At 66.8% G+C, this 12,171-nt stretch carries 10 protein-coding genes and 1 pseudogene; 3 read left to right on the forward strand and 8 right to left on the reverse strand.

Going from position 1 to position 12,171, the window contains the following annotated elements; translation table 11 throughout:
• Positions 1-116: 116 nt before the first annotated feature.
• The 3 genes from glmM to E8M01_RS04825 all read right to left on the reverse strand — a co-directional run bounded on the left by glmM (position 117) and on the right by E8M01_RS04825 (position 2,668).
• The gene (gene glmM, locus E8M01_RS04815) at positions 117-1,463 is read right to left on the reverse strand and encodes a phosphoglucosamine mutase (RefSeq protein WP_170181786.1); all 1,347 of its coding nucleotides are present in this window, start codon (positions 1,461-1,463) and stop codon (positions 117-119) included.
• A 162-nt stretch (positions 1,464-1,625) separates the two neighbouring features.
• Positions 1,626-2,357 carry a phosphatase PAP2 family protein gene (locus E8M01_RS04820; protein ID WP_136959077.1) on the reverse strand — a complete coding sequence of 244 codons (732 nt, stop codon included), beginning with the start codon at positions 2,355-2,357 and terminating at the stop codon, positions 1,626-1,628.
• Positions 2,358-2,425: 68 nt separating this feature from the next.
• Positions 2,426-2,668, reverse strand: coding sequence for a DUF3297 family protein (locus E8M01_RS04825; RefSeq protein WP_136959078.1), 243 nt, complete (start codon positions 2,666-2,668; stop codon positions 2,426-2,428).
• A 287-nt stretch (positions 2,669-2,955) separates the two neighbouring features.
• Between E8M01_RS04825 and E8M01_RS04830 the strand changes: the two genes are divergently transcribed.
• The gene (locus E8M01_RS04830) at positions 2,956-3,312 is read left to right on the forward strand and encodes a hypothetical protein (RefSeq protein WP_211596698.1); all 357 of its coding nucleotides are present in this window, start codon (positions 2,956-2,958) and stop codon (positions 3,310-3,312) included.
• Between the two features lie 107 nt (positions 3,313-3,419).
• On the opposite strand, the gene E8M01_RS04835 is transcribed toward E8M01_RS04830, so the two are convergent.
• Positions 3,420-4,238, reverse strand: coding sequence for a crotonase/enoyl-CoA hydratase family protein (locus E8M01_RS04835; RefSeq protein ID WP_136959079.1), 819 nt, complete (start codon positions 4,236-4,238; stop codon positions 3,420-3,422).
• A gap of 125 nt (positions 4,239-4,363) precedes the next feature.
• Between E8M01_RS04835 and gcvA the strand changes: the two genes are divergently transcribed.
• Complete coding sequence (gene gcvA, locus E8M01_RS04840) at positions 4,364-5,245, forward strand: transcriptional regulator GcvA (RefSeq protein ID WP_136959080.1); 882 nt, start codon at positions 4,364-4,366, stop codon at positions 5,243-5,245.
• Between the two features lie 28 nt (positions 5,246-5,273).
• Here gcvA and E8M01_RS04845 read toward each other — a convergent pair whose 3' ends face one another.
• The 3 genes and pseudogenes from E8M01_RS04845 to E8M01_RS04855 all read right to left on the reverse strand — a co-directional run.
• Positions 5,274-6,284, reverse strand: coding sequence for an aldo/keto reductase (locus E8M01_RS04845; RefSeq protein ID WP_136959081.1), 1,011 nt, complete (start codon positions 6,282-6,284; stop codon positions 5,274-5,276).
• 314 nt (positions 6,285-6,598) lie between these two features.
• Positions 6,599-9,436: an EAL domain-containing protein gene (locus E8M01_RS04850; protein WP_136964453.1), complete on the reverse strand. Its 2,838-nt coding sequence runs from the start codon at positions 9,434-9,436 to the stop codon at positions 6,599-6,601.
• 256 nt (positions 9,437-9,692) lie between these two features.
• A pseudogene (locus E8M01_RS04855) lies at positions 9,693-10,004 on the reverse strand (enolase C-terminal domain-like protein); the annotation flags it as partial.
• Between the two features lie 58 nt (positions 10,005-10,062).
• Here E8M01_RS04855 and E8M01_RS04860 point away from each other — a divergent pair.
• Positions 10,063-11,283 (forward strand): IS256 family transposase, encoded by a 1,221-nt coding sequence (locus E8M01_RS04860; RefSeq protein ID WP_136959083.1) that lies wholly within the window; start codon positions 10,063-10,065, stop codon positions 11,281-11,283.
• Positions 11,284-11,289: 6 nt separating this feature from the next.
• Here the strand turns inward: E8M01_RS04860 and E8M01_RS04865 are convergent, their stop codons facing one another.
• Positions 11,290-12,141 (reverse strand): mandelate racemase/muconate lactonizing enzyme family protein, encoded by an 852-nt coding sequence (locus E8M01_RS04865; protein ID WP_136959084.1) that lies wholly within the window; start codon positions 12,139-12,141, stop codon positions 11,290-11,292.
• Between the last annotated feature and the right edge of the window lie 30 nt (positions 12,142-12,171).

A 12,171-nucleotide genomic window follows, 5' to 3' on the forward strand; every position in this document is an offset into this window, starting at 1 on the left:
GAAACACTTAAATCTGGCTTAACCCTAAAGCTTAAGCCTAACGAAAATTGAACAGCGGATCGGGCCCCGTGCCTTCAGGGCAACAAGGCCCCGACCCGGCGCACCGCTGGATGGGCTCAAGCGGCCGCCTTGGTCACTGCCGCGACGATCTCGTCGACGACGGTTTCGACCAGGGCGCGATCGTCACCTTCAGCCATGACCCGGATCACCGGCTCGGTACCGGACGGGCGGATGACCAGCCGGCCATTGCTGCCGAGCCGGGCCTTGGCGTCGTCGATCGCCGTGACCACCGAGGAATTCTCCAGGGGCTTGCCACCCTTGAAGCGGACGTTCTTGAGGATTTGCGGCAGCGGCTCGAACAGATGGCAGACCTCGGAGACCGAACGGCCCATCTTCTTGACCACCGCCAGCACTTGCAGCGCCGCCACCAGGCCGTCGCCGGTGGTGGAATAATCCGACAGGATGATGTGGCCGGACTGCTCGCCGCCGACATTGAAGCCGTGCTCGCGCATATGCTCCAGCACATAGCGGTCGCCGACCGGCGTGCGGGCGAGGCTGAGCCCCAGCCCGGCAAGGAAGCGCTCGAGGCCGAGATTGGACATGATGGTGGCGACGATGCCCGGCGCCGACAGCCGGCCGTCCTCCAGCCAGGACTGGGCGACCACCGCCATCAGCTGGTCGCCGTCGACGATCTGGCCTTTTTCGTCGACGATCAGCACGCGGTCGGCATCGCCGTCGAGCGCAATGCCGATATCGGCGCGCACTTCCTTGACCTTGGCGACCAGCGCCGCCGGGTGGGTCGAGCCGCATTCGTCGTTGATGTTGAAGCCATCCGGCTCGTTGCCGATGGTCACGACATCGGCGCCGAGCTCCCAAAGCGCCGCCGGCGCGACCTTGTAGCTGGCGCCATTGGCGCAATCGACGACGATGCGCAGGCCGCCGAGTTCCATGTTGCGCGGCAGCGTCCGCTTGGCGAATTCGATATAGCGTGCCTGCGCGTCGTCGATGCGCTTGGCCCGGCCGAGCATGCGCGAGGCGGCGAGCCGGCGCGTCAGGTCCTCGTCAAGCAGATCCTCGATCGCATGTTCGACCTCGTCGGACAGCTTGTAGCCATCGGGCGCGAACAGCTTGATGCCATTGTCGTCGAACGGATTGTGCGAGGCCGAGATCATCACGCCGAGATCGGCGCGCATCGAGCGCGTCAGCATGGCGACCGCCGGGGTCGGCATCGGGCCGACCAGCAGCACGTCCATGCCAACCGAGGTGAAGCCGGCAACCAGCGCATATTCGATCATGTAGCCGGACAGCCGCGTGTCCTTGCCGATCATGACACGGTGGCGATGATCGCCGCGCTGGAAAGCGATGCCCGCGGCCTGGCCGATCTTCATGGCGAATTCGGGGGTGACCGGAAAGGCATTGGCGCGGCCTCGAATGCCGTCAGTGCCGAAATATTTGCGGGCCATGGCTTTGAAAATCTCTTGTGGCGGTTCGTCTGAATCACATGCGGGTCGACCGGCTCAATCGCGCGATCGCCCATCCTTATAGGCGGTGTGGCCCATGGTTGTCGAAATCGGCCGGTTCAATCTTGGTGAGTAACTGTGACAGATCGGGCGCGATGTCCGTCCTCAGCCCTCGATATTGGCCCGCCGCTCGATCCGGCCGCGCCGCTGCAGCCACAGCACCACCATCCAGCAGAGCATCGCCCAGGCCGCGCCGAGCGACCAGCCGGCCAGCACATCGGTTGGCCAGTGAACCCCGATATAGACCCGACTCACCCCGACCAGCACGGTCAGGATCACCGCCACGACCGGAAAGAAGCTGCGCGCCCGCCGGTTGGGCTCGACCCGCGTCAGCAGCGCGCCGAGCGTGAGATAGGTCACCGCCGACAGCATGGAGTGGCCGCTCGGAAAGCTTGCCGACAATTCGATCGGCGCGTTCGGCACCAGATCCGGCCGGACCCGGCCGAACAGGATCTTGAGCCCCTGGCTGAGCCCGAGCCCGCCAAGCACCGACGCCACCAGAAACACCGCGGCGCCACGCTTGCGCACCAGCATGAGATAGCTGAAGGCGAACAGCACGATGAGGCTGAGCACGGCAACGCCGCCGAGCGCGGTGATGTCGCGCATCACGGTCGGCAGCCAGGTAGGCCCGATCGGAATCGACGGGTCGCCGCCATGGCGAAAGGCCAAAAGCACCGCGCGGTCGAAAGCCGCGGTTTCGCCTTCGACGACCTCGTCGGCGAGCCTGAGAAAGATCAGCAGTCCACCGGCGGCCACCGCCAGCGTCAGGACCAGGCCGAGTTCGTTCTTGATCAGATGCCGGAGCGTCGACCAGCGCAGATGTCGCATGAAAGTCATGACGGGCTTGATGCGGTTCCCGTGCGCCGGGGTCAAGCCATGCCCCGCACGGCGCCGGCCAGCCGGGCTTATTCGCCCTTGCGGAAATAGGGCTCGACCGCGCCGCTGAGCTTGATGGTGATCGGATTGCCCCGACGATCCTTGGCGGTGCCGGCCGACACCCGCACCCAGCCCTCGCTGACGCAATATTCCTCGACATTGGTCTTCTCGACACCCTTGAAGCGGATGCCGACATCCCGCTCCAGCATGGCCTCGTCGTAATAGGGGCTGGCCGGATTGGTCGACAGGCGGTCGGGAGGGGTATCGGTCATCGGATCGGTCCAGGCGGAACAGGGGGTGATGCGCGGACAGATAGCCCCTGACGGCGCCCGTGCCAATGATGTTCGCGTTTTCGCTCCGCAATGCGCTGGCCGACGCGGCTCCGCGCCGGCATGCTGACCAAAGGGAACCGTGCTATGATGCTGACGTTGATCAGTATCGGGGGGCGACAAAGACTTGAGGAGACTCGACCATGCATCGCAGATCATTTCTGATTGCACTGGCCGGTGGGCTGGCGGCCGCTTCCCCCTTTGGTTTGTCCGCGGCCGAGGCGGCGCCGATGGCGCCCGAAGCAATCACCCTTGACGCCGTTCGCGCGGCCCTGACGCCGGCTGGCGACCCGCAGGAGATGCGGCGCGGCGGCGGGGGCGGTGGTCGAGGCGGCGGCCGGGGCGGTGGTCGCGGCGGTGGTCGAGGCGGCGGCCGAGGCGGCGGTTGGGGCCGTCGCGGCGGCGGCTGGGGCGGCGGCCGTGGCGGTGGCTGGGGCCGCCGTGGCGGCGGCTGGGGCGGTCGCGGTTATGGTTATGGCTGGCGCCGCCGTGGCTGGGGCGGCGGCTGGGGTGGTGGCTGGGGCGGTTATCGCCGCTGCTGGATCAATCGCTGGGGCGAGCGCGTTTGCCGGCGCATGGTCTATTGATCGTCATCCAAACCTCATGAGGTGCCGCGGCCCGGCTCAGGCCGAGCCGCCAGATGAGCTCAAGGCCACGTTTTCCGTCGAAAACACGAGACTGCGGCGCGCGTCCGTCACGGGCGCGCGTCAACTGATGTCGAGCGCGACCGCGGCCGTTCCAGGAACTCGCTGATGCCGCGCGCCACGTCGGGTGTATCGGCCATTCGTTCGAAATGGCCAGCCTCCACCGCCAGGCCCTCATCGATGCTGAGATTGATGCCGCGCGTCACGCTGGCGAGGCAGGCGGCGACGGCCCGCGGCGTATGGGCCATGATCCGTTCAGCCAATGCGACGGCCGCCGGCAGCAGTTCGGCCGCCGGGACCACATCATTGATGAGACCGATGCGTTTGGCCTCGCCGGCGTCGATCGCCTCGCCGGTCAGGATCATCTTCAGGGCGCGCTTGCGGCCGACCAGCCGCGGCAAGCGTTGCGACCCGCCGAAAGGCGGCGCGAAACCGAGCCGGATTTCCGGCTTGGCGAAACGGGAATGTTCCGCCGCGATCGCCAGCGGGCAGGCTTCGGTCACCTCGCAGCCGCCGCCGAAGGCGAGGCCGTTGACCGCGGCAATGACCGGCTTCGGGAAGGCTTCGATCCGGCGGGTCAGCCTCTGCCCGCGTCGGACGAAATCGCGCATCACGCGGTCGACGCCGCCGGCAAGCGTGCGCTGCAATTCCGCGATGTCGGCGCCGGCGCTGAAGGCGCGCTCGCCCGCCCCGGTCAGGATCACCGCCCTGATCGCCGCCTCCGCCTCGACGAGGTCGAGCAGGTCCTGCAGACGGTCGATCAGCGGCGCATCGAGCGCATTGAGCTTATCCGGACGGTTGAGCGTGATCGTGGCGATCGATCCGCGAACGTCCATCAGCACGACATCGGCGGGCAGGGTGGTCGGCATCGGTGTTCATCCTGTTGGCTGCCGGGCGATCCTCCCCTCCCCGCGCTTGCTGGACAAACGACTAATCCTGCGCGAGCGTTGAACGGAGCTCATCCGGTCCCGACGCCGGCCACAGGCGAGCAACCATGCGTCAACGCCTGCCTCCGCTGAATGCGCTGCGCCTGTTCGAGGCTGCGGCGCGGCTGCTCAGCTTCAAGAATGCGGCGGAAGAACTGCTGGTTACGCCGAGCGCGGTCAGCCACGGCATTCAATCGCTCGAGCAATGGCTGGGAGCGCCGCTGTTCGTCCGCACTGCCCGCGGCATCGTGCTGACGGAAGCCGGCGCCAGCTATTATCCGACCGTGCAATCGGCGCTTGCCATGATCGCGGCCGGCAGCGGCGAGGTTGCCGCCCGGCATGGCCGCCGCCATCTGACCATCAGCGTCGCGCCGACCTTCGCGAGCCGATTGCTCATGCCGCGGCTTGCCGGCTTCCGCGCCGAGCATCCCGACATCAGCGTGGTGATCGACACCACGCGCGAACGGGTGGATTTCGCCGACGGCATCGACCTGGCGATCCGCATGGGGCGCGGCGGCTGGCAAGGTGTCATCGCCCAGGAATTGCTGCGTGAAAGCCTCGTTCCGGTCTGCGCGCCTGAACTCGAGGCTGGCATTCGCGATGCGGTGGACCTGGCGGGCGTTCCGCTCATCCATGTCACCACCGTGTCCGAGGACTGGGCCCACTGGGCCCGTGCCACCGGCCGCCGGCTGCCGGATCCGGAACGGGGCCTGCGCTTCGACACGGTGCTGATGGCCTATGACGCCGCCGCCCGCGGGCTCGGCGTGGCGATCGGCCGCCGCCCGCTTGTCGATGCCGAGCTTGCCGTTGGCACCCTGGTCACCCTGTGGGAACCCGCCATAGCGGGCAGCACCGGCTATTGGCTGGTCTCACCCGAAAGCCGCGCCGGCGACCCTGATATCGCGGCCTTCCGGGCCTGGATGACCGCGCATCCGATCGCAATGGAGTGACCGGGGGTAACCGCAATCCCTCCCGGTCTCAGCCGCTTCTTGGAACCCGGCCCTCCAGCGGATAGGCGGGATCGGTATAACCGGGGGTCGAGGGGTGGCCCGCCGGCACCAGCCGGTTGACCAGGTCCTCGTCGGCCTTGGTGAAGCTGTAGGCGGGAGCGCCGAGATAGTCCTCGAACTGCGCCAACGTGCGCGGACCGGCGATCGTCGCCGTCACGAAGCGGTTGTTCAGCACCCAGGCGGTGGCGAACTGGCCCGGCGTGATGCCACGCTTCTCGGCGTGGTTCTTCAGCTTCTGGGCGATGACCAGCGACTCCTTGCGCCACTCGGTCTGCAGCATGCGGGCATCCGAGCGTCCGGCGCGCGAGCCTTCCGGCGGCGGCGCCTTGGGGTCGTATTTGCCGCTCAGGATGCCGCGCGCCAGCGGCGAATAGGGCACCACGCCAAGGCCGTAGAAACCGCAGGCCGGCAGATGTTCCACCTCGGGCATGCGGTTCATGGCGTTGTAATAGGGCTGGCTGACCACGGGACGGTCGATGCCCAGCCGGTCAGCCAGATTGCAGATCTCGGCAATGCGCCAGGAACGGTGATTGGACACGCCGTAATGGCGGATCTTGCCCTGGCGGATCAGGTCGCCGAGCGTCCGGACCGTCTCGTCGAGCGGTGTCGCGTGGTCTTCCTTGTGGACGTAATAGATGTCGATGACATCCGTGCCGAGCCGCTTCAGGCTGGCCTCGACCGCCTGGAACATGTGCAGCCGCGACAGGCCGCGATCATTGGCGCCGGGCCCCGTGGGATTGCCGAGCTTGGTTGCCAGCACCCAGCGGTCCCGGTCCTTCTTGATGGCGCGGCCGGTGATCTCCTCGGAACGGCCCTCGGTATAGACATTGGCGGTGTCGATGAAATTGACCCCCGCGTCCTTGGCCCGACCGATGATCCGGTCGGCGTCCTTCTCCTCGGTCGGCCCGCCGAACATCATGGTGCCCAGGCAGAGCGACGAAACTTTCAGGCCCGAACGGCCGAGATTGCGGGTGTCCATGAGGCGGTCCTGGCTGAGCGAGTGGCGAATGACTGATAGCGAATGGCGATTGGGAAATGAGGGTGAAGCGAAACGCGTCGTGCGCGCAACCCTCTCCCGCGTCTTCGTGGGAGAGGGTGGGCGAAGCCCGGGTGAGGGTCTGAACGTCCCCACCCTGCCCGCCATAGCGACGCGAAACGCGCGGTGGCCACCGATTTAGACCCTCACCCGGCGCCTGACGGCGCCACCCTCTCCGGCAAGCGGGCGAGGGTTCGCGCGCTGCTCTTCATCAGGCAGAGCGCCCCCACTCGCTATTCGCTACTCACTATTCGCTGCTACGCCGCCTGCACCGTCGCGTCTTTCAGCAGGCGGGTCGCCTGCTCGGCGGTCATCGGCTCGCCGAAGGCATAACCTTGCGCGAAGTCGCAGCCGAGCTGGTAGAGCTCCACCGCGTCGGCATCGACCTCGGCGCCCTCGGCCACCACGTCCATGCCGAGATCGTGGCCGAGCGCGATGATCGAGCGCAGCATGACCGGCCGGATGCCGCGGCCGTCGGCGCGCACGAAGCTCTTGTCGATCTTGATCGTGTCGAACGGGAAACGCTGCAGGTAGGACAACGACGAATAGCCGGTGCCGAAATCGTCGAGCGAAAGGCCGGCGCCGAGATCGCGGATGCGCTGCAGGATCTGCGCGGCATATTCCGGATTTTCCATCACCAGGCTCTCGGTGAGCTCGAGCTTCAACGAGCCGCGCGCGACCGGCGCACGGGCCAGCACGCCCTTGACGTCCTGCAGCAGGTCGTGGCGCAGCAATTGCCGGCTCGAGACATTGACCGCGGCGAATAGCGGCGGGTCGAGCGGCATCAATTGCTGCCACTGGAACAATTGCCGCGCCGTGCGGTCGAGCACGAACAGGCCGAGTTCGACGATCAGCCCGGTCTCTTCGGCAATGGCGATGAATTCGCCCGGCGGCAAGCGGCCGAGACGCGGATGGTCCCAGCGCACCAGCGCCTCGAAACCGGCGAGCGTCCGGTCGGCGAGCCGCACCACCGGCTGATAGACGATGGCGATCTCGGAGCGCTCCAGCGCCCGGCGCAGGTCGCTTTCCAGCGCCAGCCGGTCGGTTTTCTGGGCACGCAGCGCCGGCTTGAACACCTCGATCCGGTCGCCGCCGAGCCGCTTGCCGTGATAGGCGGCAAGTTCGGCATCCTTCAAAAGGTCTTCACGGCCGCGCTGGGTGCCGTCGGCGAGCGCGATGCCGAGCGAGCCGGTGAGGAAGATTTCGCGGTCGCCAAAAGCGATCGGCGCGCGCAGCGTCTTGCGGATGGTCTCGGCAAAGGCGGTGATCCGCTCCGGCGCCCGTTCCGACACCAGGATCATGCCGAACTGGTCGCCGTTGAGCCGGGCCAGCGTATCCTGCGGTTTGAGCAGGCGGGCGAGCCGGCGCGACACGGTGAGCAGGATGGAATCGCCCACCGCCATGCCGACGGAATCGTTGACCTGCTTGAACCGGTCGATGTCGAAGACCAGCACGGTCGGCCGGCGCTGATCGTCGGTGCGCGACTGGGTCAGCGCCGCATCGAGCCGGTCGAGGAACAGTTCGCGATTGGGCAGGCCGGTGAGATTGTCATGCACCGCGTCGTGCAGCAGGCGCTCTTCGGCCGTCTTGTATTCGGTGACGTCGGTGAGCGTGCCGACGAGGCGCACCACCTCGCCGTCGGAGCCGACCACCGGCCGGGCGCGCAAGGCGAACCAGGCGAAATGATTGTCGGCCGCGCGCATGCGGAATTCCTCGAACAGCCGGCCGCGCCGGTGCTCGACCACCGTGTCGAGCGTCGAGCGCACCCGGTCGCGGTCGCCCGGATGGATCGCCTCGACAAATTTGGTCGCAGCGCCTTCCAGCGCGCCGCGCCGGAGGCCCAGATGCTGTTCGGCCTCCGGGCTCACCCAGATCCGGTTGGCGCTCACGTCCCAGTCGAAAATGATGTCGCCGGAGCCGGTCAGCGCCAGCGCCTTGCGCTCGCTGTCGGAGACCAGCGCCTGCGGCACGCCGCCGCCGGCAAAGGCATGCTGCATCACCGTGAAGCCGATCAGCATGACCAGCAGCACCAGCGCGCCGAGCAGGGCGGGCGAAGCGATCTCGTTGTTCAGCCGGCCGGTGACCATCAACAAGGCCGCGCCGCCCCAGATCATGAACAGGATCCAGGTCGGCACCAGGTTGATCGCCCGGTCGTAACGCAGGAAGGCGAGGTAGACGAGGATCACCGTGCCGAGAATGGTGACGATGCCGATGCCGAGCCGGGCGATGCCGGCGGCGATCGAGGGGTCGAACCAGGCAACGGTGACGAGGCCACCGGCAAAGGCGAGCCAGATGGCGGTCAGCACGGTATAGCGCACGTGCCATCGGTTGAGGTCGAGATAGGCGAACAGGAAGATCATCAAGGTGGCGGAGAGAATCGCCTCCGCCGTCGCTCGCCAGAACCGGACCGCCTCCGGTCCGAGCTCCATCACCCTGGTCCAGAAGCCGAAATCGAGTGCCAGCGTGCCGAGCACGGCCCAGGCGAGCAGGGCTGCGGCCGGGAACATCAGCGAACCCTTGACCACGAACAGGATGGTCAGGAACAAGGCCAGCAGGCCGGCAATGCCGAGCACGATGCCGCGATAGAGCGTGAAGGAATTTTCGCGGTCCTTGAATGCGTCGGGTTGCCAGAGCGTGATCTGCGGCAGGCGCGGGTCGCGCAGCTCGGCGACGAAGGTCACCGTGGTGCCGGGATCGAGCGTCACCAGGAAGACGTCCTGGTCGACCGCCGACTGGCGCTCGGGCCGGAAGCCCTGGCTGGGGGTGAGCGCGACGATGCGCTGCGAGCCGAGATCGGGCCAGATCAGGCCGGAGCGGATCAGCCGGTAGTGCGGCACGACGATCAGCCGGTCGACCTGTTCGTCGGTGGCGTTCGACAGCGCGAACACGCCCCAGGTCAGGCTCGAGGTCGTCTGGGTCTGGCGGATCTCCATGCGCCGCGTGATGCCGTCGGCACCCGGCGCGGTCGGCACGCTGACGCGGTCGCCCTCGCCCTGAACGAACTCGATGGCGCGGCCGAGATTGATCGCCGGACGGTCGAGCGTCACCGCAACGGGATCGAGCGCCAGCGCGGCGCGCGGGCCGGCCATCGTCATTCCGGACGCCAGGACAAGACAGAGAGTGAAATAGCGGAAAACGGAAGAAAGCGTGCGCACGGTCGCCGAGGTCAGGACGAAGGAAGGGACGGGCGTCACGCCATGGGCCTCGGTTGTGGCGCCAATGCGGCGCATGGCATTTGCATTGACAAAGACTTAGCCGGCCTTGTCGGGCCGAAGCAAGGTCGCCGGCCGAAATTGCGCAGCCCATCCAAGGAATACGTCAAGGATTGCGCCGAGGATCCCCCGGGCCCGATCACGCCAACGCTTGGGCGAAACCCGCGAAGGCCTCGTGCTTCACCGCCGTGCCGGCGCCTGGCCGTCCAGGGCGCAGGAAATCACCATCGACAACGGCAATCGGCTCTTCGAAACAGTCCTTGATCCAGGGAATATATTCCAGCATCGCACTCGCCGGATGCCAATAGGCCAGGTGAACATGGACCTGGCTCATGTCCCCGGCATGGGCAACCACCGGCAGGCGTGCGCCGTGGGCGATATCGGCGACCCGGATATATTCGGTGATGCCGGCGAGCCGGGTCACGTCGGGCTGGACGAAATGCACCGCGCCGGGAAGTGTCAGGAATTTCGTGTGCGGGCGAGCATGATGGGACCAAAGGAGATTTCCCATGGCTCGACGGAAGGCACCGATAATTCCTGATGCGCTGCTGGACCAGCTCTTGGCTGGCGCCGACGCCAAGACGGCGTTCGACCCCAATGGGCTGCTCGATGAGTTGAAGAAGGCGCTGGCCGAGCGGGCGCTGAATGCCGAGATGGATCACCATCTGGACGGCGCAGACGAGGGCGGCAACAGCCGCAATGGCTACGGCCGGAAGACTGTGGTCACCGACAGCGGCATGCTGTCGTTGGAGGTGCCGCGAGACCGGCAGGCGAGCTTCGACCCGCAACTGATCGCCAAGTATCAGCGCCGCTTTCCCGGCTTCGACGACAAGATCATCTCGATGTACGCCAGGGGCATGAGCACCCGCGAGATCGTCGGCCATCTGCGCGAGCTCTATGGCATCGACGTCTCGCCGGATCTGATCAGCGTGGTGACCGATGCCGTGCTGGACGAGATCGCCGCCTGGCAGGGCCGGCCGCTGGAACCGGTCTATCCGATCGTGTTCTTCGACGCCTTGCGGGTGAAGATCCGCGACGAAGGCATCGTCCGGAACAAGGCCGTTCATGTCGCGCTCGGCGTGCGCGCCGACGGGACCAAAGAGATCCTCGGCCTCTGGCTCGAGCAGAACGAGGGCGCGAAGTTCTGGCTCCGGGTCATGAACGAGCTCAGGAACCGCGGCGTCGAAGACATCCTGCTCGCCGTCGTCGACGGCCTGAAGGGCTTCCCGGACGCGATCGTCGCCGTTTTTCCCGAGGCCACGGTTCAGACCTGCATCGTTCATCTGCTCAGGCTGAGCCTGGATTTCGTCTCCTGGAAGGACCGCAAACCGGTGGCCGCCGCGATGAAGGACATCTACCGGGCAGTCGATGCCGCCGCCGGCGAGGCCGCGCTCGGCGCCTTCGAGGATGGCCCGTGGGGCCGCAAATATCCCGCGATCGGCCAGAGCTGGCGACGGGCCTGGGGCGAGGTCATCCCGTTCTACGCGTTCCCCAACGACGTCCGCCGCATCTTGTACACGACCAATGCCATCGAAGCGCTGAATTCCAAGCTGCGCCGGGCCATCCGCGCCAGGGGCCACTTCCCGACCGACGAGGCCGCGATGAAGCTGCTGTTCCTGGTCTTGAACCGCTCCGAGAAAGAGTGGACCATGCCGGCGCGTGAGTGGCACATGGCCAAGGCCCAGTTCGCCGTCCTGTTCGGCGAGCGCTTCACACGGGCCATGGCCTGAGCATGTTCAACCGCTCGCCCGCACACGAAATTCCTGACACTTCCCCGCGCCGCGCCCGATGAACTCCGAAAAGGCTTCTGCCGTATAGAGCTGCTCGCCGAGCGCCACGGGAATGCAGCTGGTCCGGGCGAGCGCGGCATGGCCTGCTATGTCGTCGTACCAGAGCGGCTCCTCGAACCAGAAGATGTCGAGCCCGTCGGCCTCGCGGCAGAAGCGCATGGCGGTCGGCAGGTCCCAGCGGCCATTGCCGTCGACCGCCAGCATGATGCCTGGCCCGATGGCCCGCCGCACCGCCTGCAAACGCCTCAGGTCGCGCGCCATATCGGGCGAGCCGACCTTGATCTTGATGCCGCGGAAGCCCTCGTCGCCAACCGCCCGCCGCGCCCCGGCGATCAGTTGATCGTCAGGGATCGAGAGCCAGCCGATATCGGTATTATAGGCCATCAGCCGCTCGCAGGTCGCGCCGCCCAGCAGCTTCCACAGCGGCTGTTCGGCACGTTGCGCCTTGATGTCCCAGAGCGCGATGTCGACGGCGCCGAGCGCGATATGGCTGATGCCGGCGCGGCCGATCCACTGCATCGGCGGATGCCGGGCGATCTTCTGCCAGAGCCGGGTGATATCGGCCTCGTCTTCGCCGATCAGCAGCTCGGCATAACAGGAGGCGATGCAGGTCGTGATCAACCGGTCGCCGGCGAGATCGGCATGGGTGCCGGTAAAGCCGGTGCCGACGAAACCGTCGCTGGTGGTGATCCGCACGCCGACCACGCCCCAATGGGACAGCGTATGGGTGCTGTCGGAAATGCTCGAGCCGGTCACCGGGACATGCAGGATGAACGGTTCGACTTTGGCGATGGTCATCCGCGGCTCCGGGCCTGACAAACAAAAGCG

Origin of the sequence: Phreatobacter stygius (genome assembly GCF_005144885.1) — a bacterium.
Classification (GTDB): Bacteria; Pseudomonadota; Alphaproteobacteria; order Rhizobiales; family Phreatobacteraceae; genus Phreatobacter; species Phreatobacter stygius.

Bases quoted from the DNA above. Each gene is read 5' to 3' on its own strand.
- glmM (WP_170181786.1), bottom strand. From the start codon at position 1,463: ATGGCCCGCAAATATTTCGGCACTGACGGCATTCGAGGCCGCGCCAAT.
- E8M01_RS04820 (WP_136959077.1), bottom strand. From the start codon at position 2,357: ATGACTTTCATGCGACATCTGCGCTGGTCGACGCTCCGGCATCTGATC.
- E8M01_RS04825 (WP_136959078.1), bottom strand. From the start codon at position 2,668: ATGACCGATACCCCTCCCGACCGCCTGTCGACCAATCCGGCCAGCCCC.
- E8M01_RS04830 (WP_211596698.1), top strand. From the start codon at position 2,956: ATGGCGCCCGAAGCAATCACCCTTGACGCCGTTCGCGCGGCCCTGACG.
- E8M01_RS04835 (WP_136959079.1), bottom strand. From the start codon at position 4,238: ATGCCGACCACCCTGCCCGCCGATGTCGTGCTGATGGACGTTCGCGGA.
- gcvA (WP_136959080.1), top strand. From the start codon at position 4,364: ATGCGTCAACGCCTGCCTCCGCTGAATGCGCTGCGCCTGTTCGAGGCT.
- E8M01_RS04845 (WP_136959081.1), bottom strand. From the start codon at position 6,284: ATGGACACCCGCAATCTCGGCCGTTCGGGCCTGAAAGTTTCGTCGCTC.
- E8M01_RS04850 (WP_136964453.1), bottom strand. From the start codon at position 9,436: ATGACGATGGCCGGCCCGCGCGCCGCGCTGGCGCTCGATCCCGTTGCG.
- E8M01_RS04860 (WP_136959083.1), top strand. From the start codon at position 10,063: ATGGCTCGACGGAAGGCACCGATAATTCCTGATGCGCTGCTGGACCAG.
- E8M01_RS04865 (WP_136959084.1), bottom strand. From the start codon at position 12,141: ATGACCATCGCCAAAGTCGAACCGTTCATCCTGCATGTCCCGGTGACC.